The sequence below is a fragment of the Calothrix sp. PCC 7507 genome (genome assembly GCF_000316575.1).
Lineage (GTDB): Bacteria > Cyanobacteriota > Cyanobacteriia > Cyanobacteriales > Nostocaceae > Fortiea.
Genome location: NC_019682.1, coordinates 6,894,369 through 6,918,165, shown reverse-complemented (window position 1 = coordinate 6,918,165; position 23,797 = coordinate 6,894,369). Strand labels below are relative to the sequence as shown.

General features: G+C 43.5%; 26 protein-coding genes. 12 read left to right on the top strand and 14 right to left on the bottom strand.

What is annotated here, in order from left to right; translation table 11 throughout:
- The first annotated feature begins 5 nt into the window (after positions 1-5).
- The 3 genes from CAL7507_RS29670 to CAL7507_RS29660 all read left to right on the top strand — a co-directional run bounded on the left by CAL7507_RS29670 (position 6) and on the right by CAL7507_RS29660 (position 2,668).
- Entirely contained in the window at positions 6-1,028 is a 1,023-nt protein-coding gene (locus CAL7507_RS29670) for a hypothetical protein (RefSeq protein WP_015132185.1), read from the top strand.
- 261 nt (positions 1,029-1,289) lie between these two features.
- Positions 1,290-2,471 (top strand): aldo/keto reductase, encoded by a 1,182-nt coding sequence (locus CAL7507_RS29665; protein WP_015132184.1) that lies wholly within the window; start codon positions 1,290-1,292, stop codon positions 2,469-2,471.
- Between the two features lie 23 nt (positions 2,472-2,494).
- Positions 2,495-2,668, top strand: coding sequence for a hypothetical protein (locus CAL7507_RS29660; RefSeq protein ID WP_236556839.1), 174 nt, complete (start codon positions 2,495-2,497; stop codon positions 2,666-2,668).
- Between the two features lie 190 nt (positions 2,669-2,858).
- Here CAL7507_RS29660 and CAL7507_RS29655 read toward each other — a convergent pair whose 3' ends face one another.
- Positions 2,859-4,181, bottom strand: coding sequence for a hemolysin family protein (locus tag CAL7507_RS29655; protein WP_015132183.1), 1,323 nt, complete (start codon positions 4,179-4,181; stop codon positions 2,859-2,861).
- Between the two features lie 421 nt (positions 4,182-4,602).
- On the opposite strand from CAL7507_RS29655, the gene mfd reads away from it, so the two are divergent.
- Genes mfd through CAL7507_RS29635 form a run of 4 tightly spaced genes read left to right on the top strand, consistent with a single transcriptional unit; the run spans position 4,603 to position 8,921 of the window.
- Complete coding sequence (mfd, locus tag CAL7507_RS29650; RefSeq protein ID WP_015132182.1) at positions 4,603-8,070, top strand: transcription-repair coupling factor; 3,468 nt, start codon at positions 4,603-4,605, stop codon at positions 8,068-8,070.
- A gap of 35 nt (positions 8,071-8,105) precedes the next feature.
- Positions 8,106-8,330: a DUF433 domain-containing protein gene (locus CAL7507_RS29645; protein WP_015132181.1), complete on the top strand. Its 225-nt coding sequence runs from the start codon at positions 8,106-8,108 to the stop codon at positions 8,328-8,330.
- Positions 8,327-8,680, top strand: coding sequence for a DUF5615 family PIN-like protein (locus tag CAL7507_RS29640; protein WP_015132180.1), 354 nt, complete (start codon positions 8,327-8,329; stop codon positions 8,678-8,680). The genes CAL7507_RS29645 and CAL7507_RS29640 overlap by 4 nt, the downstream gene beginning before the upstream one ends.
- Positions 8,670-8,921 (top strand): type II toxin-antitoxin system HicB family antitoxin, encoded by a 252-nt coding sequence (locus CAL7507_RS29635; RefSeq protein ID WP_015132179.1) that lies wholly within the window; start codon positions 8,670-8,672, stop codon positions 8,919-8,921. Before CAL7507_RS29640 ends, CAL7507_RS29635 begins: the two co-directional genes overlap by 11 nt.
- Before the next feature lie 124 nt (positions 8,922-9,045).
- Here CAL7507_RS29635 and CAL7507_RS29630 read toward each other — a convergent pair whose 3' ends face one another.
- Both CAL7507_RS29630 and CAL7507_RS29625 read right to left on the bottom strand, forming a co-directional pair.
- Positions 9,046-9,435: a PIN domain-containing protein gene (locus CAL7507_RS29630; RefSeq protein ID WP_015132178.1), complete on the bottom strand. Its 390-nt coding sequence runs from the start codon at positions 9,433-9,435 to the stop codon at positions 9,046-9,048.
- Positions 9,422-9,667, bottom strand: coding sequence for an AbrB/MazE/SpoVT family DNA-binding domain-containing protein (locus CAL7507_RS29625; RefSeq protein WP_015132177.1), 246 nt, complete (start codon positions 9,665-9,667; stop codon positions 9,422-9,424). Before CAL7507_RS29625 ends, CAL7507_RS29630 begins: the two co-directional genes overlap by 14 nt.
- 217 nt (positions 9,668-9,884) lie before the next feature.
- Between CAL7507_RS29625 and CAL7507_RS29620 the strand changes: the two genes are divergently transcribed.
- Positions 9,885-10,472 carry a TMEM175 family protein gene (locus CAL7507_RS29620; protein ID WP_236556837.1) on the top strand — a complete coding sequence of 196 codons (588 nt, stop codon included), beginning with the start codon at positions 9,885-9,887 and terminating at the stop codon, positions 10,470-10,472.
- 85 nt (positions 10,473-10,557) lie between these two features.
- Here the strand turns inward: CAL7507_RS29620 and CAL7507_RS29615 are convergent, their stop codons facing one another.
- Positions 10,558-11,673 carry a hypothetical protein gene (locus CAL7507_RS29615; RefSeq protein ID WP_015132175.1) on the bottom strand — a complete coding sequence of 372 codons (1,116 nt, stop codon included), beginning with the start codon at positions 11,671-11,673 and terminating at the stop codon, positions 10,558-10,560.
- A gap of 535 nt (positions 11,674-12,208) precedes the next feature.
- On the opposite strand from CAL7507_RS29615, the gene CAL7507_RS29610 reads away from it, so the two are divergent.
- Entirely contained in the window at positions 12,209-12,829 is a 621-nt protein-coding gene (locus tag CAL7507_RS29610; protein ID WP_015132174.1) for a CP12 domain-containing protein, read from the top strand.
- Between the two features lie 118 nt (positions 12,830-12,947).
- Here CAL7507_RS29610 and CAL7507_RS29605 read toward each other — a convergent pair whose 3' ends face one another.
- The 6 genes from CAL7507_RS29605 to CAL7507_RS29580 all read right to left on the bottom strand — a co-directional run bounded on the left by CAL7507_RS29605 (position 12,948) and on the right by CAL7507_RS29580 (position 18,256).
- Positions 12,948-14,063 carry an LptF/LptG family permease gene (locus CAL7507_RS29605; RefSeq protein ID WP_042341677.1) on the bottom strand — a complete coding sequence of 372 codons (1,116 nt, stop codon included), beginning with the start codon at positions 14,061-14,063 and terminating at the stop codon, positions 12,948-12,950.
- A gap of 209 nt (positions 14,064-14,272) precedes the next feature.
- Complete coding sequence (lptB, locus tag CAL7507_RS29600; RefSeq protein ID WP_015132172.1) at positions 14,273-15,001, bottom strand: LPS export ABC transporter ATP-binding protein; 729 nt, start codon at positions 14,999-15,001, stop codon at positions 14,273-14,275.
- Between the two features lie 30 nt (positions 15,002-15,031).
- Positions 15,032-15,529, bottom strand: a complete 498-nt coding sequence (locus tag CAL7507_RS29595; RefSeq protein WP_015132171.1) for an LptA/OstA family protein — start codon at positions 15,527-15,529, stop codon at positions 15,032-15,034.
- Positions 15,530-16,127: 598 nt separating this feature from the next.
- Positions 16,128-16,535, bottom strand: coding sequence for a DUF309 domain-containing protein (locus CAL7507_RS29590; RefSeq protein ID WP_015132170.1), 408 nt, complete (start codon positions 16,533-16,535; stop codon positions 16,128-16,130).
- Complete coding sequence (locus CAL7507_RS29585; RefSeq protein WP_015132169.1) at positions 16,532-16,897, bottom strand: ferredoxin thioredoxin reductase catalytic beta subunit; 366 nt, start codon at positions 16,895-16,897, stop codon at positions 16,532-16,534. Before CAL7507_RS29585 ends, CAL7507_RS29590 begins: the two co-directional genes overlap by 4 nt.
- Positions 16,898-17,110: 213 nt before the next feature.
- Positions 17,111-18,256 (bottom strand): DUF58 domain-containing protein, encoded by a 1,146-nt coding sequence (locus tag CAL7507_RS29580; protein WP_042341675.1) that lies wholly within the window; start codon positions 18,254-18,256, stop codon positions 17,111-17,113.
- 263 nt (positions 18,257-18,519) lie between these two features.
- Here CAL7507_RS29580 and CAL7507_RS29575 point away from each other — a divergent pair, with 263 nt between their 5' ends.
- Positions 18,520-19,755, top strand: a complete 1,236-nt coding sequence (locus CAL7507_RS29575; RefSeq protein ID WP_015132167.1) for a type IV pilus twitching motility protein PilT — start codon at positions 18,520-18,522, stop codon at positions 19,753-19,755.
- Positions 19,756-19,967: 212 nt separating this feature from the next.
- Here CAL7507_RS29575 and CAL7507_RS29570 read toward each other — a convergent pair whose 3' ends face one another.
- The gene (locus CAL7507_RS29570) at positions 19,968-20,546 is read right to left on the bottom strand and encodes a Uma2 family endonuclease (RefSeq protein ID WP_015132166.1); all 579 of its coding nucleotides are present in this window, start codon (positions 20,544-20,546) and stop codon (positions 19,968-19,970) included.
- Positions 20,547-20,638: 92 nt separating this feature from the next.
- Here CAL7507_RS29570 and CAL7507_RS29565 point away from each other — a divergent pair, with 92 nt between their 5' ends.
- On the top strand, positions 20,639-21,082 hold the full coding sequence (locus CAL7507_RS29565; RefSeq protein ID WP_015132165.1) for a DUF29 domain-containing protein: 444 nt from the start codon (positions 20,639-20,641) through the stop codon (positions 21,080-21,082).
- A 127-nt stretch (positions 21,083-21,209) separates the two neighbouring features.
- On the opposite strand, the gene CAL7507_RS33325 is transcribed toward CAL7507_RS29565, so the two are convergent.
- Positions 21,210-21,359 carry a hypothetical protein gene (locus CAL7507_RS33325; protein ID WP_236556835.1) on the bottom strand — a complete coding sequence of 50 codons (150 nt, stop codon included), beginning with the start codon at positions 21,357-21,359 and terminating at the stop codon, positions 21,210-21,212.
- Positions 21,360-21,676: 317 nt separating this feature from the next.
- On the opposite strand from CAL7507_RS33325, the gene CAL7507_RS32030 reads away from it, so the two are divergent.
- Entirely contained in the window at positions 21,677-21,913 is a 237-nt protein-coding gene (locus CAL7507_RS32030) for a hypothetical protein (protein ID WP_144051269.1), read from the top strand.
- Here CAL7507_RS32030 and CAL7507_RS29560 read toward each other — a convergent pair.
- On the bottom strand, positions 21,894-22,538 hold the full coding sequence (locus tag CAL7507_RS29560) for a hypothetical protein (RefSeq protein WP_042341674.1): 645 nt from the start codon (positions 22,536-22,538) through the stop codon (positions 21,894-21,896). The two genes, CAL7507_RS32030 and CAL7507_RS29560, sit on opposite strands and share 20 nt — an antisense overlap.
- A 198-nt stretch (positions 22,539-22,736) precedes the next feature.
- Positions 22,737-23,792 carry a caspase family protein gene (locus CAL7507_RS29555; protein WP_042342588.1) on the bottom strand — a complete coding sequence of 352 codons (1,056 nt, stop codon included), beginning with the start codon at positions 23,790-23,792 and terminating at the stop codon, positions 22,737-22,739.
- Between the last annotated feature and the right edge of the window lie 5 nt (positions 23,793-23,797).

Sequence of the window (23,797 nt, the reverse complement as noted above, 5' to 3'; positions counted from 1 at the left end):
TGACTATGAATCCAGAACAAGTCAAAAGTTCTCTCAATATTTCGCCAGCGATACGCATCGGAGTACTAGGTTTCGGTGGACTAGGACAAGCCGCCGCTAAGGTACTTGCTGGTAAACGGGAAATGATTTTAGTCGCAGCAGCAGATCAAAAGGGTTACGCTCATGCTGCTGAGGGTTTAAATACGGATGCTTGCATTGCCACCTACCAGTCTCAAGGTTCGGTAGGTTATTTAGAGCCAGTAGGTATCTTATCAAATCGCAGTATTCAGGATTTAATCGCTAGTACACAATCTGTAGATGGGTATTTTCTTGCTTTACCCAATCTGCCCAATGATTTTATACCTTCTGTTGCCAAAGAGTTTATCAAATCTGGTTGGCGGGGTGTGCTAGTAGATGCAATTAAGCGCACCACTGCGGTAGAGCAGCTACTGGCGATGAAAGAGGAACTGGAAGCTGCGGGGATTACTTATATGACTGGGTGCGGTGCTACACCTGGACTATTAACCGCCGCTGCAGCCTTAGCAGCTCAAAGCTATGCCGAAATTCACAAGGTAGAAATTACCTTTGGAGTAGGAATTGCTAATTGGGAAGCTTATCGCGCTACTGTTCGCGAAGACATTGGACATATGCCTGGTTATACAGTGGAAACTGCGAGGGCGATGACTGATGTAGAGGTAGAAGCATTGTTAGATAAAACTAATGGGGTGCTTACCTTAGAGAATATGGAACACGCTGATGATGTGATGTTAGAAGTAGCAGGAATTGTGGGACGCGATCGCGTTACTGTTAGTGGTGTAGTCGATACCCGCAATCCCAAAAAACCCCTCAGCACCAACGTCAAGGTGACAGGACGTACCTTTGAAGGTAAGATTTCTACCCATACCTTTACCCTAGGAGACGAAACCAGTATGGCAGCCAATGTCTGCGGCCCCGCTTTTGGTTATCTCAAAGCCGGTAAGCAATTGCACCAACGCGGCATATATGGAATATTCACCGCTGCCGAAATTATGCCTCAGTTTGTGAAGTAAGGTTTTAACAGTGAACAGTTATCAGTTATCAGTTACTTGTACTGAGCGCAGTCGAAGTATCAGTTTCATCGCTTGGGTAAGATGGTAGCAGTGGTACTTTTTTACTTACACTGTGATGCCTGATAACTGAGACTAAAGAATTCAGGAGCTAGTGGCTAGAACCTAAAATTCTCCTAACTCCTGAATTCCGACTCCTAAATTCCCACTCCTGAATTCTGAATTCCTCTAATTGAACCCTGGCAAGAAATCCAAAATCCCCTAATGCTATACAGACGATTTGGACGCACAGAATTGCAGATGCCGGTGTTTTCTTGCGGCGGCATGAGATATCAGTTTAAATGGCAGGATGTTCCCCCAGAAGAAATTACTACAGATAACCAGGATAATCTCGAAACGACTATTCGACGAGCGATTGATGTAGGTATTAATCACATTGAAACTGCCCGCGGTTATGGTAGTTCGGAAATGCAATTGGGGAGAATATTACCCAAGTTTCCCCGTGAAAAAATTATTGTTCAAACTAAAGTCGGGCCTGTTGCCGATGGGAAGGAATTCCGGCAGACATTTGAGCAATCTTTGCAATATCTCCAACTAGATTATGTTGATTTATTAGGGATACATGGTATCAATAATGCCGAGACTTTAGACTACAGCATTCGTACTGGCGGCTGTCTGGAAGTAGCGCGGCAGTTACAAGCAGAGGGAAAAGTGAGATTTATTGGCTTTTCTACTCATGGTCCTACAGACATAATTGTGCAGACGATTAATACTAATCAATTCGATTATGTAAACCTGCATTGGTACTATATTAATCAATGGAATTGGGCTGCAATCAACGCTGCAACACGTCATGATATGGGTGTTTTTATCATTAGCCCATCGGATAAAGGGGGAATGCTATATAAACCACCTCAAAAATTAATCAATCTTTGTGCGCCTTTGAGTCCGATGGTGTTTAATGACTTGTTTTGCCTTAGTCATCCCCAAGTGCATACCCTGAGTTTAGGCGCAGCAAAACCACAGGATTTTGACGAACACTTGAAAACTTTAGACTTGTTAGACGACGCTACAGAAATTCTCCCACCAATTTTGGACAGATTAGAAAAAGAAGCGATCGCCACTTTGGGTGCAGACTGGGTAAAAAACTGGGAAATTAACTTACCTAGTTGGGAAGAAACACCTAATCAGGTGAATATTAGGGTAATTTTATGGCTGTTGAATCTAGCGATCGCCTATGATTTAGTAGACTATGCCAAAATGCGCTACAACCTGTTAGGTAATGCCAGCCATTGGTTCCCTGGCAACAAAGCCGATCAGTTAGATCAATTAGACTTCCGACAATGTCTCTCTCTCAGTCCCCAAGCAGATAAAATTCCCCAGAAGTTAGCCAAAGCACATCAAATGTTGGGAGGTGAACAAGTGAAAAGATTATCTCAGAGTTGAACAACAGAAACTTAGTATATTTCATGCACAGCATTAAATTAACAAAGCATGTTGGTGAAGATGGTATTCTATGTTTAGAAATCCCGGTAGGAATCACGGATAAAGAAGTTGAAATCGTGGTGATTTATCAACCCATAGAAATACCAAAGCTGCAAAAAACACCAGAAGAATTAGGTTGGCCTCATGGTTTTTTTTGAGCAGACCTATGGTAGTTGTCAGAATGACCCCATTGCTATTGGCAAATAGCTTAATCTTGGTTATACATAATACATGGGAATTCAGGCGAGTAAATGGGTTGCAAATTGAAGATTGGGAGGAGTAGTGACATTGAGCAAAGTGCATGGAAAATAATTACCAATGACTATCAATGCCCCATGCCCCCAGTCTCTAATCTTTCACATCTTTTGCTTGACTTCCTTTGGGTACGGCTAACACCTTATCAACACGGTTCCCATCCATATCCATGACTTCAATCCGCATACCCTGCCATTCAAAATGATCGGCTGCGGCGGGGATACGTCCCAAATGGGTAATCACGAAACCACCCAGGGTTTGATAGCTGCCTCGTTCTTCTGCTTCCCACTCTTCCTTATCAAAAAGTTCCAAGAAATCTTCCACTGGCAACATGCCGTCTAAAAGCCAGGAACCATCTTCCCGTTGTACGGCTTGTGGGTCTTCCTGTCCATCAGCAGACGGAACATCACCAACAATTTCGCTCATAATATCGTTAAGGGTGACTAATCCTTGAATTACGCCGTATTCATCGACTACTAGCGCCATGTGGGTGATGGTTTGCTTGAATAACTCTAAAACCTTCAAGCCACGGGTGCTTTCAGGAACAAATACGGGTTGTCGCAATCCTATAGTCAAATCTAGCGGTTCACCGCGAAAACTCCGGGCTAATAAATCAGTGACTGGAATCACACCCAATACATTGTCCAGTCCTGCTTGACAAATGGGATAACGAGAATAGGCACTATCAACCATTTTCTCGCGGTTTTCTTCCGGAGAATCTTCTAAATCGAGCCAGACAATATCCGGACGAGGTGTCATAAAAGAGCTAACCGGGCGATCGCCTAAACGGAAAACCCGCTCTACCATGTCCTGTTCAGCTTCTTCAAATGTACCAGCTTCCGTACCTTGCTCAATTAAGATTTTAATTTCTTCTTCAGTGACTTGTGGCTCCGTCGAAGCGGTGATCCCTAACATCCGTAGTACCATTTCTGTAGAAGCACTTAATAGATAAACTATTGGAGATGTAAAAGTCGCTAAGGCTTGCATCGGAATCGCCACAAAGGCGGCAATCCCTTCTGGGTTATTTAATGCCAGCCGCTTCGGTACGAGTTCGCCCACAATCAGCGATAAATACGTAATGATTAAAACCACTATCCCAAAGGACACTGGTTGACTATAAGATTCTAAAAAAGGGATTAATTTTACATAAACGGCGACTTTTTCGGCAATAGTAGCGCCGCCAAAAGCACCTGTCAGAATCCCAATTAGGGTAATCCCGATCTGAGTTGTAGAAAAAAATTGATTCGGAGACTCAGCCAGTTTTAGTGCTACCCGTGCCTTAACATCTCCTTGATTAGCCATCTGTTGCAGCCTTACTTTCCGTGCTGAGACGATCGCCATCTCAGACATAGAAAACACACCGTTGGCAATAATTAGCACCAAAATGATTAAAATTTCAAAAGTAATGGAGGACATGTTTAAAATTGCCGCGCTATAGCGAACGTAGCTCAACCCTTAGTATCTAGTATTAATGGTGCATTGATAAACGCTTTCATTGTACATAAACTAGTTAAACATTATTCTTCCACAGAAATCAGAAGAGTGCTGTTGTGGTGGTTCTCAGTCGGGTGCAATACTTCCTTGATTGGGTGATTCAGAATTCAGAATTCAGGAAGATTAAAGCCTCGACTACGCTCGGCTTTAACCCTGAGCGAAGCCGTTCGCGAAGCGTCTCCGTAGGAGAAGGGTTAAATATTCTGGCTTCTGACTCCTTGGAGGAAAGTGTATTTCATTCATCTGAGAATTGCTATAACACTTTTAAAATAGTTGAAGATAACCGAAAAAGCAGCCTCTCAATTTTCTCATCTGCAACGACTTCCTCCTCAGCATAGAACTTATGGCATTTTCTTCTATTGTGCGTGCCTTGGCGCGATCGCCCCTCACTACCGAATTCCTCTCCAAGCTCAACCGCCAACAAGAATTGCGGTTAAATGGTGTTCCCCGTCTCCCTAAAGGCTTGGTGGCTTCGGCATTGGCGCAAAATTCTGACAGGAATTTGTTTGTGGTGTGTGCCACGCTAGAGGAAGCAGGACGCGCTTATGCACAGTTAGAAGCGATGGGATGGAAGAATGTACACTTTTATCCCACCTCGGAAGCGTCTCCCTATGAACCCTTTGATCCGGAAACAGAAATGACCTGGGGACAGATGCAGGTTTTGGCGGATTTGGTCAAGAGTCAAGAGTCAAAAATGGCGATTGTGGCTACTACTGCGGCACTACAGCCACACTTGCCCCCACCAGATGCTTTTGTTCCCTTCTGCCTGACTCTCAATAAGGGTTTGGAATTTGACCTGAATACTTTCAGTACCAAAATCACGACTCTCGGCTATGAAAGAGTTCCGCTTGTAGAAACAGAAGGACAGTGGAGTCGGCGTGGTGATATTGTTGACATCTTTCCTGTGGCGTCTGAGTTACCTGTGAGGCTGGAATGGTTTGGTGATGAAATTGAGCAAATCAGAGAATTTGATCCAGCAACTCAGCGTTCTGCTCTTGACAAAATTAACCAGATTATTCTCACACCTACTAGCTTTACTCCCATCATTCTAGAAGCACTCAAAAACAGTGCTGAGTTTCAAACATTTACTACTGAATTAGATTCAGACTCAGCACTCTTAGAAGGTAGCCGGCGCTTTCTGGGGTTAGCTTTTGAGCAGCCAGCATCTGTTCTCGACTATTTGGGTGAAAACACCTTAATTGCGATTGATGAACCAGAACAATGTTACGCTCACAGCGATCGCTGGGTAGAAAATGCTGAAGAACAGTGGTCAGTTACTTGTACCGAGCGGAGTCGAGGTATCAGTGAATTACCGAAAATTCATCGGTCTTTTGATGAGTCTTTAGCAGCAGCGGCGCAATTCCAAAAATTATATTTATCGGAACTGGCGGAAGAAAACAGCGGGATTAATCTGGCTAGTAGACCAGTGCCCATTACACCACACCAGTTTGCTAAACTTGCGGATACATTGCGCCAAGAACGCGATCGCAATTTCTCGACTTGGCTAATTTCTGCTCAACCTTCCCGTTCTGTATCTCTACTCCAAGAACACGATTGTCCTGCCCAGTTTATCCCCAATCCCCGCGATTACCTAGCGATTGAAAAGCTGCAAATCAATCACATCCCCATCGCCCTGAAATATTCTGGGTTGGCTGAATTAGAAGGCTTTATTTTACCTACCTATCGAATTGTAGTCGTCACTGACCGCGAGTTTTATGGTCAGCACTCCCTCGCTACTCCCAGCTATATCCGCAAGCGCCGCCAAGCTACTTCTAAGCAAGTTGACCCCAATAAATTACGCCAAGGTGATTATGTAGTTCACCGTAGCCACGGGATTGGTAAATTTGTCAAGCTAGAAAGCCTGACAATTAATGACGAAACCCGTGATTATTTGGTAGTGCAGTATGCTGACGGCTTATTGAGAGTCGCCGCCGATCAAGTAGGTTCCTTGTCCCGATTCCGCGCCACAGGGGATAAAGCGCCAGAACTGCACAAAATGACGGGCAAAGCTTGGGAAAATACCAAGAATAAAGTCCGCAAAGCCATCAAAAAACTGGCTTTCGACTTGCTGAAATTATATGCAGCGCGATCGCAACAACAAGGCTTTACCTACCCCCAAGATATGCCTTGGCAAGAGGAAATGGAAGATTCTTTCCCCTACCAACCCACAACAGACCAGCTCAAAGCCGTCCAAGATGTGAAACGCGACATGGAAAGCGATCGCCCAATGGATCGCTTAGTTTGTGGTGATGTCGGTTTCGGCAAAACAGAAGTAGCAATTCGCGCCATTTTCAAAGCTGTGACCGCTGGTAAACAAGTCGCCTTACTCGCCCCTACCACCATCCTCACCCAGCAACATTACCACACCCTCAAAGAACGCTTTGCCCCTTACCCAGTGAATGTGGGATTACTCAACCGCTTCCGCACCGCTGAAGAACGACGCGACATTCAAAAGCGCCTAGCCACAGGTGAACTCGATGTAGTTGTTGGTACACACCAACTTTTAGGCAAAGGTGTCACATTCCGCGATTTAGGACTGTTGGTAGTCGATGAAGAACAGCGGTTTGGGGTAAACCAAAAAGAGAAAATTAAAAGCCTGAAAACTCAGCTAGACGTGCTTACCCTCTCAGCCACACCCATCCCCCGCACCTTGTATATGTCTTTGTCGGGGATTCGGGAAATGAGTTTGATTACCACACCACCCCCATCCCGGCGACCGATTAAAACCCATTTAGCACAGATGAACCCGGAAAGTATCCGGACTGCTATTCGTCAAGAATTAGACAGAGGTGGGCAAGTCTTTTACGTAGTTCCACGGGTTGAGGGAATTGAAGAGACAACAACGAAATTGCGAGAAACCATCCCCTCAGCTAGATTCGCGGTTGCTCATGGTCAAATGGATGAAGGGCAATTAGAATCAACCATGCTCACCTTCAACAATGGTGACGCAGATATCCTAGTTTGCACGACGATTATTGAATCGGGTTTAGACATTCCGCGTGTCAACACCATCTTAATTGAAGATGCTCACCGCTTTGGCTTATCACAGTTGTATCAGTTACGCGGTCGTGTAGGACGTGCAGGCATACAAGCCCATGCTTGGTTATTTTACCCCCAACAGCGGGCGTTATCGGATGCTGCCCGGCAGAGATTACGAGCAATTCAGGAATTCACTCAATTGGGTTCTGGATATCAGTTAGCGATGCGCGACATGGAAATCAGGGGTGTGGGTAACTTGTTGGGTGCCGAACAATCTGGTCAAATGGAAGCGATCGGCTTTGATTTGTATATGGAAATGTTAGAAGAGTCGATTCGAGAAATTAGAGGACAGGAAATTCCCCAAGTCAGCGATACTCAAATTGACCTCAACCTCACAGCCTTTATCCCTGCAGATTATATTCTCGATTTGGATCAAAAGATGAGTGCTTACCGTGCAGTAGCTGCGGCTAAGTCTAAAGAAGAATTAACGCAGATTGGTGTTGATTGGAGCGATCGCTATGGTGCTATTCCTGTCCCTGCTAGTCAATTATTGCGTGTCATGGAACTCAAACAACTAGCGAAAAAGTTAGGATTTAGCCGCATTAAACCCGAAAACAAACAGCACATCATCTTAGAAACGCCGATGGAAGAACCCGCCTGGAATTTGTTAGCAGCGAATTTACCAGAAAATCTGCGGTCACGTTTTGTTTATTCGCCAGGGAAAGTGACAGTGCGGGGTTTAGCGGTGATGAAGGCAGATAAACAGTTACAGAGTTTAATAGATGCCTTCGGTAAAATGCAAGGAGCGCTTCCGGAAGCTGTCGTTGTTTGAGTAGTAAATTAAGATTAACTATAAAACAAAATTGTATGTCAAATTTACTGAGCAGAATTACAGTTAATCCCAAACAATGCGGTGGTCGTCCATGTATTCGGGGAATGAGAATTCGAGTATCAGATGTACTGGATTTGTTTGCTGCGGGACTGAGTGCTGAACAAATTTTAACAGAAATGCCCGACCTAGAAGCGGATGATCTCAAAGCAGCACTAATATATGCTTCCCGTAAGCTTAATCATCCAGTTTTAGTGGCATGACAATCTGGATAGATGCACATTTATCACCTGCGATCGCAACTTGGATCAGCAACACTTTTGGCATCACAGCATTAGCTTTACGCGATGTTGGCCTGAGAGATGCTGAAGACCTGGAAATTTTCGAGGCAGCAAAGGCTCAAGGGGTTATTTTTATAACCAAAGATAGCGACTTTGTTGACTTGATTGATCGTTTAGGAATACCACCACAAATTATCTGGTTGACGTGCGGAAACACGTCAACTGCTCGGTTACAAGAGATTTTAAGTGCAACTTTGCTAGAAGCATTAGAGCTTTTGCAAACAGGTGAAGCGTTAGTCGAAATTACAGGACAAGTGCGCGATGCTCTATAAAGTTCCATTACTGCTGACACCCCAACCTGAAGGTGGATATACCGTTACATCACCTTTGCTACCAGAACTGGTTACAGAAGGGGATACAGTTGAGGAAGCTTTAACAAATGTTCAAGATGCTTTGACTGCTGTAGTCGAGGCTTATGAGGATTTGGGACGAACTTTACCAATCAATATGCGAGTTGCTGATTTAGATGATCGCATCATTCAGCTACCCAATCACTATGAAACTGTTGCTTGATCAGGGTTTACCACTCTCAACAGCAACATTGTTATGTGATGTAGACATTGACACAATTCATGATTGATATTCAACGCGGTCATCCTCCTGCACTTACTTGGTTTGCCAGTTTAAAAGTGGATTATCACTTCCAAACATCAAATCCTTTTTCGCCTCTCAACTTTCTATCAAATGTCGCTGTTGCACTACAACCAAACTGTTGAGCAATACCACCAATCAAATAGTCCGATAAATCTGCACTTCCCTGCTTAAACCGCTGCAATGCTTGATAAACTACAGAGCGATTTTCTAATTCAAAAATTGCACATTGCAGCATCATTTCTAGAGTATTGCTAATTTCTTCTTTCCTAAACTGATATGGTTTACCACGCAAAACCCAAACTAATTCACAAAGAACTATATTAGCAACAAAACATTGCTCTCCCGCTGCGATAATCTGAACAGCCTGCTCCCACTGCTGCTCATCATCTTTAGTCAGGTAGCGCACTAAAATATTGGTATCAACTGCAATCACTTGACCCTTCTCTAATTGCTGCTTCCATATCTTCTAAAGTTGCAGTAGTCATACCTGGACGATGTAAAATCCCTGATAAGCTTTGAACAGGTACATTTAAGGGAATAAGTTTAACTATCCCATTTTCATCAATCACAAAATCGACCTTACTACCTGTATCAAGATTAAGGTAATCCCGAATTTCTTTAGGAATAGTTACTTGTCCTTTAGTGGTGATAGTTGCACTCGTCATTACTAAATTTCCTTACATTAGCTCCTTACCTAATTATAATGTCTATTGGCAATTCATACACAGAGATGACTACGGCAAGCTACGCCTACGCTTTTTCTCTCACAAAAAGCGATCGCCCACAGAGATGACAAGGCAAATCTAATCTTTACCAACTGCGGTTACACGACAAGATAAAGTAGAAAGTGTCACAACTTACTCTGAAGTCACCAGAAAAGGAGTGCATACACAGATGGGGAAAGGAAGATTAGAAGCATTCAGCGATGGTGTACTCGCCATCATCATCACCATCATGGTGTTGGAAATCAAAGTGCCGCATGGGGCTGATTTTACGGCGCTCCGTCCGTTGCTCCCAATATTTCTTAGCTATGTGCTGAGTTTTATTTATCTTGGCATCTATTGGAACAACCACCATCACCTATTACAAGCAGCGCGCCACATTAATGGACGCATCCTTTGGGCTAACCTGCATCTGCTGTTCTGGTTGTCGCTAATTCCCTTCGTCACTGGTTGGATGGGTGAAAATCACCTCGCTGCTTTGCCAGTTGCCCTCTATGGTACGGTACTATTGTTGGCAGCGATCGCCTACTTTATTCTTAGCCAAGCTCTCATCTCTCACCACGGTAAAGATTCCCCTCTAGCGATCGCACTTGGTAAAGACTTCAAAGGCAAGATATCAGTTGTCATCTATGCTGTAGCAATTCCACTTGCTTTTGTGAACTCGTGGTTTGCCTCTACATTTTACGTTTTAGTTGCGGTCATGTGGCTCATCCCTGACCGTCGCATTGAGAAAACTCTAACTCAGTGAAGTGAGCGATCGCTTTTACTCTTCTCCAAAAAACTGACCTCACATAATCTCCATACTTTCTTATCTATTGCCTATTGCCTACATATTAAGGATACTTGTAACCATTAATCTCAATCCCACCATATGAACCCGCTGTTGGGCGCGGTCGTGAGACATTAGACTGGGGTATTTGAGTAGACTGTTGCAAAGCCGAATTGTCATAATTTCCAGATGCTGCTGGGTATGTTGGAGTAGCAGCATTTTGATTCGGATTTTGTAGAGAGTAAGGGGCAATATTATTCGGTGCAGCAGAGGTAATGGGCTGTGTTACTGCTGCTAAGTTAGGCAATGTCTGATTGTTATTGAAGTTAGTGTAAGAATTTTGCGGTAAGCTCGTTACAGTTGGCTGATTATAGCCATTCGTAGCATTAAACCCATTGTTAGTCGGTAAGGTTGGATTGGGTAAGGTGTTTGTAGGTGGTATCAGCGTTGTCGCTCCGTAAGAGGCATTCCCCATAATTTTTGCTTGACTATCAATCGCACTATTCACTCCAGAGATATTCTGATTTGTCGATTGATTAATTGCAGCTTGCAAGGGACTAATAACAACAGCATTTTGACTATTGTCCGTTGGAGTAGGTAATCCTATTCCTGGACTAGAAGAGGGATTTACTGTCCCAGTTTGTTCTGCAGATGCCGTTGAAGATTTCACACCTAAAGACTGACTGTTACCATAACTATTGCCAATTTGCAATAAATTGTCTGCTTGCAAAACAAAGGGATTTTGCTCCTTTGGTGCAGATACCCCATTCAGCATCCCCAAAGCAAGATTTGATTGTGCATTATTACCAGAAGATGGTTGTTTAAGTAAATTTGGAAATAAACTTTTATTCTTTTTCGGGCGTGCGTTTTCCTTTGGTGTATTTGCTATTGTGGCCAAATTTGCTTGCTCAGAGTCATTCAATAGGACAGGCAAGTTATCAATATCTGCAGCAATGGCTTGGTCTTCATCAGAAAGGGAGGAGTCAGTTGGCTGCTGTCTAGCGACTTCGTTGTCATTTTGCTTTTGAGTGAAAAAATCTGGGTTTAACCAGTATTCTCGAATTCCCAGTCCAACGACAGATAAAAGAATTGCTGTTATCCAAAAACCAGGTCGTCCTAAATTCCATAACCTGGCTTTGAGATAGCGTAAGTAGGCAGGAGGATAATTGCGATTTGACATGGTTTGTGTATTTTATATTTACTAGTAATTAAGTAAGCGAAAATCAAGCAAAGTATGTTAACTGATAAAAAAATCATGTTATCGTAGTCAGCGCTCTAGCTCTCACGACAAGACTTCAATGATTTCATGCTAACTTCTCAGTGTTTATTAGTCATTAGTCCAGAACATTTATTTATGCAAAAATTTTGCACCACGCAGTAAAACATGGGACTTGAGGCGATCGCATCAATTTGTATCAACAGCAGACACTCTGGGATAGTGAGATGCGGAATCAGGACTGCTGCTGATGCAAGCGAAACTTTTTTAGTCAATTAGAACCCCAGTTTTGGGACATTGGTCACTTTGGATATCATCGGAAGTTGAAAGCTGTTCTAACTTTATTGTTGTGGCTGGACAAAAGTGCAACTTTTGTAGTTCAAATTTTCCACTTTTTTAGTTACTAAACTGTGCGCTGCAATAACTTCGATACACCCATGAAGGCGCTGCACTCCACGCCGTCGCACCGTACAGGACTATTTACCAGGAGACTACAGCAATGATGAAAGCTGAAGATATCATGACCAAGGACGTAGTTACCATTCGCGGTTCGGCGACTGTCGCCGAAGCGGTGGAACTGATCAAGAAAAAAGGATTACGTGCGCTAGTCGTGGATCGTCGTCATGACAATGACGCCTATGGCATCGTCACGGAGACAGATATTGTCTATAAGGTAATAGCCTATGGCAAAGACCCAAAGCAAGTGCGGGTTTACGAAATTATGAGTAAGCCCTGCATTATCGTCAATCCTGAATTGACTGTAGAATACGTGGCGCGGTTGTTCGCTAATACTGGTATCCGTAGAGCGCCTGTGATTCAAGGTAGGCTGTTAGGCATCATCTCGATTACTGATATTCTGACGAAAAGCGACTTTGTGGATACCCCCAAAGTATTGCTGCTGGAGGAGAGAGTGCAAAAAGCGATTGAGGGAGCTAGGGCGATTTGTACTGAACAGGGTGCTTATTCCAAAGCTTGTGCTGTTGCTTGGGATGAGGTGGAAGAACTCCAAGCAGAAGCTGCTCACCAAAAAGCTGAAAGTATGGTATCAGCTAAACTCTCCTTTGAGGAATATTGTCGAGACAATCCAGATGCACCTGAATGTCGTAAGTATAATTCTTGATGGCAAGTGAGGGATTGGGGATTGCACTTCGGCTACGCTCAGTGAGCAGGGATTAGGGATTGGGCAATAGGTCAAGAATTATTCTCCCCCTGCCCCCTGCCTCCTGCCCCCTTTCCTCTTACCTTTGAGCAACCCGCATTAATAAAAATAGACCGATTCCCAAGAACAAAAAGTTGGGTAACCAAGCTCCCATAAAGGGGGAGAGAACACCTGCTTGTCCCATTGCGCCACTGATAAAGAAAATTAGGTAGTAGGAAAAAATGACGATGACACTGACACCGAAACTTGTTCCTCGTCCGGTGCGCTGGGGTATGCTGCCCATAGCTGCACCCACCAAGCCAAAAACTACACAGACAAATGGCAATGAGATTTTTTGTTGAATCCGGACTTCGAGTTTACGAATTTTTTGGCGATCGCCACTGAGACGTTCGATTTCTAGTTGGTCTAATGCTTCAAAAATATTCATCTCGCCGTAGTCCCGGCTTTTTTCTGCCAAACTTAATGGGGTGCGCGGCAATCGCAATTGTTGGTGTTCAAAGCGTAAAATATTGCGATAAGAGCGATCGGCCGCTACTAAATAAATAGTCCCATTATAAAAATCCCAAACGTTTTGCCCACCGTTCCACTGGGCTGATTCAGAAACCACAATTTGATTCAAACCTTCTTGGGAACGATCTATGATTGTCAAGCCTTTCATCCGCTTACCGTCAAATTGGTCAGCGTAAAATAAGCGTGCCAGTATTCTGTTTTTAGTCCCATTCGGTTGCGGTACTTCCCGGTATTCAGGATAAAAAATATTCTGCTGCTTAAAAGTTGGCTGGTCAGATTTTAGCGCATTTTCTAGGGTCTGAGTTGCTTGGTAACTTGCTGCTGGTGCTATTTGCTCGTTAAAGATGAATGTCATCGCTGTGACTAACAAACTCAACATCACAGCAGTTAAAACCATCCGATAGACACTCACCCCACACCCACGCAAGGCAATTAGTTCACTTTCGCTAGAAAGACGACTGTAGGTCATCAAGGTAGCTAGCAGCGTAGACATGGGAAAAGCTAAAACAATAAAAGTTGGCAGCTTTAACAAAAAAACCTGAACAGCGATGTCTATAGGTAGCCCGGATTCTACTATTTTCCTTACCAGGTCAAAAACAGCATCAATTGTGACACCAAGTGATGAAAAAGCTCCCACACCAAATAGAAATGGTGGCAACAATTCGCTGATTAGGTAACGATCCATAATCGTAAACGGCAGCAGCGAATTGAGGGTGTAGAAAGATGTCAGCTTCTTTGATACCATAGGTAAGTTTAAAGTTTAAATATTTAGTAACCCAAACAAATCAAAGTATTTCTACTATATTGAAAAGCAAAATTAAGTTCCCCGTAGATGAGCGATAATCTCAAAATTATCGATAAATAACTAAGAATAAATATGGAAAAACTTGGGAATTAAACTTGGAAGTTATCACCTAAGTAGTATTGCCGCACCAGTGGGTTATTGTAAAGTTCGTCAGCATTGCCAAAAGCCAGAATTTGCCCTTCACGCATGATATAGGCACGGTCAGTAATAGCCAGCGTTTCGCGGACATTATGATCTGTAATTAAGATACCCATGCCGCGATCGCGTAATCGCCCAACAATTTGCTGAATTTCGGAAACTGCGATGGGATCAACCCCAGCAAAGGGTTCATCCAAAAGTAAAAACTTTGGCCCCTCTCGTCCAGCGGCTAAAGCTCTAGCTAGTTCTGTCCGCCGTCGTTCACCTCCAGAAAGTTGAATTCCTTTGCTGTTAGCTACTTTTTCCAAACGAAACTCCCGCAGTAAAGTTTGTATTCGCACCGGCCACTCCCAGTGTGGCACATTGGTTTGCTCTAACACTAGGAGTAGATTTTCCCTGACAGAAAGCTGACGAAAAACACTTGGTTCCTGTGCCAAATAACCAATACCCAGCCTAGCTCTTCTGTGCATTGGCATACCCGTAATGTCCAGATCATCCAGCCAGACTTTCCCCTGATTAGGTTTTTCTAAACCTGTGGCGATGTAAAAAGTTGTTGTTTTACCTGCGCCATTCGGCCCCAATAAACCAACTACTTCCCCTTGAGCAACGGAAAGGCTGACTCGATTGACAATCAGCCGCTTGCCGTAAGATTTATGGATATTCTCTAAGACAATTTTCACGCTGGAGATGCCCTCGATTGGCGATGGACGCTAATTAGAACGCTTGAAAGGTGGTGTCCCTGGAGCAGGTTTAGCAGATTGTCCACCACTTTCGGCTTCCTGCACCATGTAAATAGACTCAACCTGACGATTAGATTGGGGTAAAGCCACAAATCGCCCTTCGTCTATCAGATAAGTCACTTTCTCCGCCCGGATACTGTTACCACCCTGTTGCAGAATATAGACGTTACCACTGAAGTCAATCCGACGGTCTTTAGTAAAGTATTGTGCTTGGGCTGCTGTGGCCTGAAGCTGGCGAGCAGGATACAGCATTTGGACATTACCGCGAGCCGTGACTATTTGGCTTTTGGCGTCATATTCTTGCACATCAGCGCGGATAGTGAGTGGGCGATTGCTTGCTGCTGTTTGTGCAGTAGCGGTTTGCACTTGGGGAGGAAGTGCGATCGCGCTCAAAAGTGCAACTGGTAGCGCCAAGGCTATTGCACAGCGAAGTATCTGTGATTTAGGCAAGTCGGAGCAAGGGATCATAGAAATTTATAATTCTGGATTTCCGATTGTATTTTAATTATCTCCAGTACTTTATCCAGTGACGAAATATATATTCTGGATTTATTACGGATAATTAATAGTTGAAGCCATTGACGCTTGTTACAACCTCAAGGTTTCGCTCTTACTCTTCTTTTGTTACCAAGACCCTTCGGAGCGGGAACTCTTAAGAGGGAACAGAGAAAAATTAGCCCCGAATTTAGGGTCTAAAGCACCATTATTTATTTATGAAAGGAATAAGAATATTCTTTACTCTCCGAGAAGCCGATCCGCGTCTACGAGACACGTAGTGGCGTGGCAAGGCTAAATTTGTACTGTTAACCAAAAACATATCGTACGGGCACGGCACTGGTAAAATTATTGGCTTGTTGAAAAGATTTAGGGTGCCGTGCCCCTACTGAACGGGATTGTCTTTTATGGGCGGTTTATTTGATTTAATTAATGCCATATTTGAGGCTTGTCAGTCCACTACGCATAAATAAAAGTTGCTCTGAACCCTCTTGGCAGGGGAACTGAGAATCTTTCCCCTTGCTGCCTGCACAAGAGCCTCTTCTGGTCAACAGTCAACAGACTGATAAATCTAAAAATCTATTTTTTCATCATAAATTACCTTAATCTTGGGTAAAGATAAGGCTTCATCGTCACCCAGACTAGTAGTAGCAATGCGGTCTGGCCCTGCTTGTTGCAAGGCTTTCAGCAAAACTACACTTTCGTACAATAATTCTTCTAGCTCAATGCCTCCGTAATTCGAGGGGTAACGTCGCAAACGATTGCTACCTTCTCCCAGTAAAATTACTGCTCCGCGCCAGTTGCCGTTACCCAGGTGGTATAGGGCTACGGCAATTTGTAGAATACCTTGATAAAAAGTTTTCTCCGGCTCACTTGCTTCGATCCACAAAGCCTCTAAAGTGTCATGACAGGCGTAGAACTGTCCAGAGTTAAACTGTTCTACGCCTTGCCAAAACTCCTGCGGCATGGTTTCACTCATCCCATGCTTTCCCGCACTTCTTTAATTGTGTCTAAAGGAATTTCTTGTTTATCTCCAGCAAACTCGTTATCTGGTGTGAGAAACAGCATACAATGGCATTCTTTGCGTTCTCGCATCGGCACACAAGGACAGTTCCAATATGCAGCGTTGACCTCTGCTTCCTTATCTTCGTAATGGCGACAGGGGCACAAAGGCGCACCTAGTTCGTCTTTGTGTTTGGCTAGTCCTTCAATCACCACTGCGGTGACAGAAGGTTCAGAACAGAAGTAGGTTCCAGTACGCTTGGCATATTGTTCAGAAAAATGCCGCATTGCCTCTAGACTTTTATCGGTGGATTTTGTGTTAGCTTCTGATGAGATCATTAGATCGGCGGCTCATAATTTAAATATTTCTTTGCATTGTACATCAGCCTTATGAGGCTATTACTGGGGGGATTTCCCCAACCTTCACAAATGAGCAATAGGCAATAGGCAATAGTCCAAGAATTATTCTCCCCTGCTCCCTGCTCCCTGCCCCCTGCTCCCTGCTCCCTGCTCCCTGCCCCCTGCCCCCTGCCCTTGTGCGTGGAGTCATGATTAACGTAGCGGTTTTTGTAGCTGGGGTTGCAGTTCTTGTCCAGTTGACAAAATGATCCCAGGGTATTCCCAATTGACGATCGCTGGTTCTTCATTCTGCCACAATACCCAGCGGCTACCTAAAGGTAAGGAAGAAAGGCTGAGGGGGTTTTGCGTTAGCCAAATCAAGGGGTAATTTCCGGGAAGTGCTGTGTTGGTGTCTTCTTTGATTGTGGTTGCTGCTAGAGTTTCTTTCACCAAACGATCGCCTTTGACTAACCCTGTGGATGCTGTCCATATTTGTACTTGCATTTGCTGTCGATGTGCGTAGAAATACAGGGATGCTGCAGCGATCGCCGCTTGTTCAAAGTTCTCTTCTTCCCAATTACCTGCACTATCTAGGGCAATAATGATCTCTTGTCCACCGGTAATTATTTCTAATTCTCTCACCCGTAATTCACCGTAGCGGGCGCTGGTGCGCCAGTGAATCAGGCGTGTAGGGTCGCCGACACGGTAGGGACGTAGCGATCGCACAAGTCCTGTTGTGGCTGTTTGTAAGGGACGACCACGGGGATCGCTGTTGCTGCTGTCTTCTTGCCCCATTTCATCCACTAGGGGGCACTGACTCAGCGGTAACACAGTCGGATAAACAATTGCCGTCGCCGCAGCCTCACGCTGACGCCGACACCAAAATAATCCCAAGGGGGCACCACTACCCAGTTCGACTGCCTGCCAGCGATAGACTCCTCGTCGCTCTGTAGGGTAATGGTATACCCAGTGATAATTGCCTTGGGGGAGAATGGTTTCTATGGATTGCTGTACTGGTTTCCCTAAGACGAAGGGCAGTATATCTTTAACTTGCAACAAGCTAACAGACTGTTGTGTCTGATTGCAGATTTCTAATTCCACCTGCAATTCCTCTCCAGCTGTGACTGGCTGGATGGGACGACGTTTGACAACTAAACCTAAAAGCGATCGTGGTGGTAAGTAGGCGGCTACTCCCAACAGAGCAAAACTGATGCCGCTGATGGCATACAGCCAGCCCGCCATTGTATTCACTCCCGCCCCAAAAAAGGAAATAGCTATTCCCACTAGAACCCAGCCGCTGTATGCAGGGGCACAAGCGCGAGTTTCTAACCAGTTGATCATGGGTGTAATGATTTTCATAATTTCCTTTCTAGCCCAACTATGCCGAAAATTCATAGTAATTCAGGGTTTGACTAAAGAATTTATGAAGTTCATCTCCAGAGTCAGATGTTTACTTAAGTAAGCTGTACATTGAAAGTCTAAGTGAGTTTACGGTTGGCTGGCGTAGTAGTCTGTCAATCAACAATTGATGGATAAATTCTTGGTAGAGAAGGCGATTTATCGCGTCTCTCTAACTAAGTTTAACCGTTGTTCTTAACCTGATATTTGCTAGAGGCATCGCTATGGACGCAGATTTCACGTCCCGGTTCCAGATTTCCAAACTACCACCTCTTCCACCACCACCACCGCCTAGCCAACCACCTCTAGAAAAGTTAGGACAACGGCAAAAAAAGCTGATCTCTATTCAGCAAATGGTGCGTGATGCCCATTTACAACAAGCCTCGGATATTCATATTCGAGTGGGAGAGCTACCCAGATTTCGGATTCAGGGTCAGGTGGAAGTCTATCAACTAGGAGAAATAGTGACGCCAAAAATTTTTGAGGCGTACCTAAAGGAAATTCTCACGGATGCTGCTAGACAAAGGTTTGCAGAAACTAAGGAACTGGATACGGCAATTGTCTATCCTGGATTTTTGCGCTGTCGTGTCAACTGCTTTGAAACTTTAACTGGCGGCGCAATGGTATTGCGGTTAATCACACTGGATGTGCCAACTATTGATAGTTTAGGGCTGCCATTTATTCTGAAAGATATTATTCATAAAAAACAAGGATTAATCTTAGTTACAGGCCCAACTGGATCGGGGAAATCCACAACTCTGGCGGCAATGATTCGCTATCTTAACGAGACGGTACAAAAACATATTGTTACTATTGAAGACCCAATTGAATATGTTCACACCTCCCAAAAATGCTTAATCAGTCAGCGGGAAGTGGGTTTACATACTTATGAATTCCATGATGCTTTGCGGTCTGTATTGCGGGAAGACCCGGATGTGATTTTAATTGGAGAAATGCGCGATCGCATTACTGTCGATACAGCCTTGAAAGCGGCACAAACTGGTCATTTAGTTTTAGGCACTCTTCATACCAAGAACACTCTAGGAGCTATTAATCGTTTGCTCAACATCTACAACCCAGAAGAACAAGCCGCGATGCGGGTGCAGATTGTTGATTCATTGGTGGCAATTATTGCCCAAATGTTGCTGGCTAAGACAGATGGTGGTCGTAAAGCAGTGATGGAAATTTTGATCAATACACCCACTATGCAAGATTACTTGCTCCAGGGAGATCAGACAGAAGCCTATCAACTCATGGAAGCTAGCAGCAATGAGGGGATGCAAGTGATGAATCATGCCCTTTGTGAGTTGATGCTAACTGGTCAAATAAGTATTGAGGATGCTATCAGTGTCTCACCAGATGTTGGTGACTTGCGTCGTCGTGCCCTCAATGATGGTTTAGATTCGGCTCGTTCTACTAGGCGCGATTTGTATACAGATTATAGCTATAGTCCGCTTTAGTTAGTGTTCAGGACTGACGCACAACACAACGAAAGTAGCAGTATTAAGTAACTAGGCGTGAATAATTATCGCTGGGATTAGGCAATAGGCAATAGGTAGAAGGGTTGCGGAAAATATAAAACTCCTGACCTTCGCTTCCTTTGAAAATTTTTAAAGTGCGATTGCTTTGTGTGAAAATACCGCCAGGAGTAATGTCTACAACGAGCTACACCTTAAATCTCTCGACGAAATGCTCTAATCGCTTCTCCAGCATCAGTCTCAGCCATCAAAATGCAGCGTCTCAGTAAATCCAAATTGAGGTCATTGAGTCCGGGTAGTTGGCTGCGCTCAACATGTTCATAGCTGCCGTCATGCAGATGATAGACACTTAACAGCCCATCTTCCCAAAACCAGACTTCCCTGACTCCCAGAGCCTTGTAGCGATCTAACTTGCTGATACGACCACTGGTAAAAACAACTTCGATGGACAAATCTGGAATTGGTTTGGCGCTACCAATACAGTAGGACTCGTCAGCTTGAACTGAGACAACCCCTTCTTGTTGCTGAGTCATTGAGCGGGTTGGCTGAAAGAAAATGCCTTTTTCGACGAGAAAGGTTGTCACTAAATAACCGATTATACTGGCAAAAATTTCATGTTCGCGTCCCGGCATGAGAATCTCGATTGTATCGCCATAGTAAAAAAGTCGCACACCAGGAGAACCGTCAAAACCCTTTTGGATGAACTTGAACTGTTCCCACGTCCCATAATGGACAATGCGTTGGTCGGTAGTTTGGTTGAGTAGTGGGGGCATCGCGTTCACCTCTAGCAATCCCTGCTTGAATTGTACATGAAATTGATAATTGTCTATGATTAAATTATGGAATGTAGGTAGAAAGTGAAAATATGACAATTACTACCAACTTAAAAGAACTCTATGAAACCGATGAGAATTTATGGTTAGAAGCAACTATTGAATTGTTAAAACAAAAACAGTTTAACCAGCTTGATTTAGAAAACTTAATTGCGGAATTAATCAGTTTGGGGAAAAGAGATTTAGCTAAAGCCAAAAGTCTTTTAAGGCAAATTATTATCCATATATTATTACTCAAATATTGGCAGTTAGAATATGAAAGAAACTATCGCTATTGGCTTGGAGAAATTAAAACCTTTAGATATGACTTAAATAATCATCTAACCACAAATTTAATGAATAAATTACAAGATGATTTAGAGAATATTTATCAAAGTGCGGTTGATTTTGTGCAAGTTAAAACTGATTTAACAATTTTTCTGGAAAAATGCCCTTACACTCTTGCACAATTATTAGATGACAATTATTTACCTTAAATATATTAGTCTTATCTGATTTTTGTGAAATCTGTAATTTTATTAGAGCCGGGACTGCTATGTATTATTAAACTATAGAATTGATAATTTTTAACGTGCTTTTTGGTCAATAAAGCATTCTTTATCTTTATGAGTTGCGTCTCACAAATAAGCGATCGCGTATGCCAACAGGGTTAAAACGTCTCTCAGCGTCTTGACGAACATCCCCAGATCGGCGCTGACGCTCTAGAAGATATTCATCAACTTCAGCTTGATGTCGTAAGTAATAGCCAATCACAGAATAAATATCAGAAAGTTGAAGCGATGGGTACTGCTCCTTGATTTCTTCTGCTGTAGCCCCTTCCAGAAAGGCTGTAATAACTGTATCTAAAAGTTACGCGAGTTTTAATGATGCGGACAACGCCATTAGTATTAATTACAAGGGGAATCAGGTCAGCCGTTGAGACAAGTAGCATTTTTAGAGCAATATTCTTCTAGTATTCACTTCCTAGTATAAGCTTAAGCCCTAACCAGTCTTGAGGATTTGGAGTTATTTATCCGATTTTTGCGACATGAAAGCAGCAGCGAGAGATAAGCACAGTTTCACGAATAGTCATGGGAATAATCCTTTTTCAGTCCTCTTTATTTTTACTCAAGGATTTGACTACATGCACGGCAAGGGCGATCGCTTTGTGTGAAAATATGCAAAGGAGCGATCGCACTCTAAATCTATGCTTTAGCGATCGCTATGTCACAAATAGTCACAAGAATTGTCTCCTCAGTGCCCTTCATTTAATAACTTTGCTGCTGAAAAGTTTAACACCACTTATGGCTATCTTCTTTTTAGGTTGATTAGATACAAAAACGAAGCAATGAGCCAGCAAAAAACGAAGAATATTCCAAGATATATACAAAGTTCTGCTACTATTCTTGTACTAGGATTACCATACGTGGCAGTCGCCACAACAAAGCTTGCAATTGCCAGTCCAAGGAAAATCCAAGGATTGATTTGCTGACGAGGTTTTGATTGAGATGATTCCTGATTTAGCTTGGTATAAGAATTAGAAGGTATAACTCTTTCATGTTTAAACTTTCTTATTTGATCCTCATCTTCTTGATTGTGCTGATACTCAAGCCTCTCTTTTTCCCGTTTTAGTCTTTCCTCTTCCCGCAATTGTTCAGCTTCTAGCTTTTGCCGATACTCAGCTTCCTTTTGGGTAAGGATAGGGCGTTCAAGTTGCTCAATATCTTCACTTTTTAGCCCTAAAGATTGCTGGAAATCTTTTAAGCCATTACGAACATAATCATTTAATGGATATTCAGCTTCAATTGCACGGCGAAATTCTTGTTCATATCGTTGTAAATTACGCTGATGCTCAAGTTTCTCTTGTTCGCGCTTTAATTTCTCGTTTTCCCGTCTCTGCCTTAGCTGCTCGGCTTCTTGTTTTTGCCGATACTCAGTTTCTTTTTGGGTCAAGATAGGGCGTTCAATTTGCTCAATATCTTCACTTTTTAGCCCTAAAGATTGCTGAAAATCTCTTAAGCCATTACGAACATAATCATTTAATGGATATTCAGCTTCAATTGCACGGCGAAATTCTTGTTCATATCGTTTTAACTTCTGTTGGTAAGCTTCTCGTTCAGCCTCCGACTTCTGAGAAACTTGAGCGATAAATTATTGCTCAATAGAGTTTACATCTTCTTGCCTCAACCCCAAAACTTCCCGCAAGTCTTCTAACTCAGACTGTACATGATTACTCAGGGGGTATTCATGTTCAATAGCTCCCGCAAATGCCTGTCGATATCGCTGTAAGTTGTCTAAACGCTCCTGATAAGGTCGGAGGACTTCAGTTTCAATTTCACTGGCAATTTCCAGAGATAAACCCAACTGAGTTTGAAGTTTTTCCAGAATAGTGCGCCCGATAGAAGAGATACTACCCCGACTGGTATATCGTTCAACTTGCCTGCGGTATCTCAACTTAGGATCAGTGACTTTCGCCTTTGCTAACACAATCTCAAAGCCCATATCCTTGAGTGTGATCAGTTTAGGGGTCATATTGGGTGCGGTTTCCTGCACTTTGTTTGCGGCATACTCATGCAATTCCCGCATGGAGATTTTGCCGTCTTCATTGCGATCGCCTGCTCCAGTCTCGATTCCTTCTACCAAATAACGCGTATAGAGGGATAGTTCTGAACCCTGTTGTTCAAATGAGTATTGCGTTGAACTAGAAGAAGTTAAGACAACTCGCCCTTCAGCCCCTAACTCTCCTTGCAAGTTTACCGAACCATCATCCTTAGTGTGTAAAGCCGGATCGAATGCTCCACTGAAACAACAGTCTAAGATAATCGCTTGCCGCTTGGCACGGCTGTTATTCATAACTTCTTGAATAAAGCGTGCAGGTACGGCTGTTGAGCGAATCAAATCACCCTTTGGATTCTTTCGGGTAATGCGAGTAGCAAAGTACAAATTATTGTTATCATCTTTAATGCCATGCCCAGAAAAGAACAATAGCACCAAATCATCTTTACTACGACCTGAAAACAAGGTTTCAACCTCATATTGCATTGCCTGCGGGTCAGGGTTAGTTAAGGCTTTTACCTCGTCAAATTCACCCATTTCTGGATCTTGCAGGATTCGTTGTAGGGCTGCTACATCCTTAACAGCCGCAGGTAATGGATTTAGCCCTGGCTCATACTCGCTGACCCCAATCAGCAACGCCACCTTTACCATATTTT

Excerpts from the sequence above, each read along its gene's own strand:
- CAL7507_RS29670 (WP_015132185.1), top strand. The coding sequence starts at position 6 with ATGAATCCAGAACAAGTCAAAAGTTCTCTCAATATTTCGCCAGCGATA.
- CAL7507_RS29665 (WP_015132184.1), top strand. The coding sequence starts at position 1,290 with ATGCTATACAGACGATTTGGACGCACAGAATTGCAGATGCCGGTGTTT.
- CAL7507_RS29660 (WP_236556839.1), top strand. The coding sequence starts at position 2,495 with ATGCACAGCATTAAATTAACAAAGCATGTTGGTGAAGATGGTATTCTA.
- CAL7507_RS29655 (WP_015132183.1), bottom strand. The coding sequence starts at position 4,181 with ATGTCCTCCATTACTTTTGAAATTTTAATCATTTTGGTGCTAATTATT.
- mfd (WP_015132182.1), top strand. The coding sequence starts at position 4,603 with ATGGCATTTTCTTCTATTGTGCGTGCCTTGGCGCGATCGCCCCTCACT.
- CAL7507_RS29645 (WP_015132181.1), top strand. The coding sequence starts at position 8,106 with ATGTCAAATTTACTGAGCAGAATTACAGTTAATCCCAAACAATGCGGT.
- CAL7507_RS29640 (WP_015132180.1), top strand. The coding sequence starts at position 8,327 with ATGACAATCTGGATAGATGCACATTTATCACCTGCGATCGCAACTTGG.
- CAL7507_RS29635 (WP_015132179.1), top strand. The coding sequence starts at position 8,670 with ATGCTCTATAAAGTTCCATTACTGCTGACACCCCAACCTGAAGGTGGA.
- CAL7507_RS29625 (WP_015132177.1), bottom strand. The coding sequence starts at position 9,667 with ATGACGAGTGCAACTATCACCACTAAAGGACAAGTAACTATTCCTAAA.
- CAL7507_RS29615 (WP_015132175.1), bottom strand. The coding sequence starts at position 11,673 with ATGTCAAATCGCAATTATCCTCCTGCCTACTTACGCTATCTCAAAGCC.
- CAL7507_RS29610 (WP_015132174.1), top strand. The coding sequence starts at position 12,209 with ATGATGAAAGCTGAAGATATCATGACCAAGGACGTAGTTACCATTCGC.
- CAL7507_RS29605 (WP_042341677.1), bottom strand. The coding sequence starts at position 14,063 with ATGGATCGTTACCTAATCAGCGAATTGTTGCCACCATTTCTATTTGGT.
- CAL7507_RS29595 (WP_015132171.1), bottom strand. The coding sequence starts at position 15,529 with ATGATCCCTTGCTCCGACTTGCCTAAATCACAGATACTTCGCTGTGCA.
- CAL7507_RS29590 (WP_015132170.1), bottom strand. The coding sequence starts at position 16,535 with ATGAGTGAAACCATGCCGCAGGAGTTTTGGCAAGGCGTAGAACAGTTT.
- CAL7507_RS29585 (WP_015132169.1), bottom strand. The coding sequence starts at position 16,897 with ATGATCTCATCAGAAGCTAACACAAAATCCACCGATAAAAGTCTAGAG.
- CAL7507_RS29580 (WP_042341675.1), bottom strand. The coding sequence starts at position 18,256 with ATGAAAATCATTACACCCATGATCAACTGGTTAGAAACTCGCGCTTGT.
- CAL7507_RS29575 (WP_015132167.1), top strand. The coding sequence starts at position 18,520 with ATGGACGCAGATTTCACGTCCCGGTTCCAGATTTCCAAACTACCACCT.
- CAL7507_RS29570 (WP_015132166.1), bottom strand. The coding sequence starts at position 20,546 with ATGCCCCCACTACTCAACCAAACTACCGACCAACGCATTGTCCATTAT.
- CAL7507_RS29565 (WP_015132165.1), top strand. The coding sequence starts at position 20,639 with ATGACAATTACTACCAACTTAAAAGAACTCTATGAAACCGATGAGAAT.
- CAL7507_RS32030 (WP_144051269.1), top strand. The coding sequence starts at position 21,677 with ATGGGAATAATCCTTTTTCAGTCCTCTTTATTTTTACTCAAGGATTTG.
- CAL7507_RS29555 (WP_042342588.1), bottom strand. The coding sequence starts at position 23,792 with ATGGTAAAGGTGGCGTTGCTGATTGGGGTCAGCGAGTATGAGCCAGGG.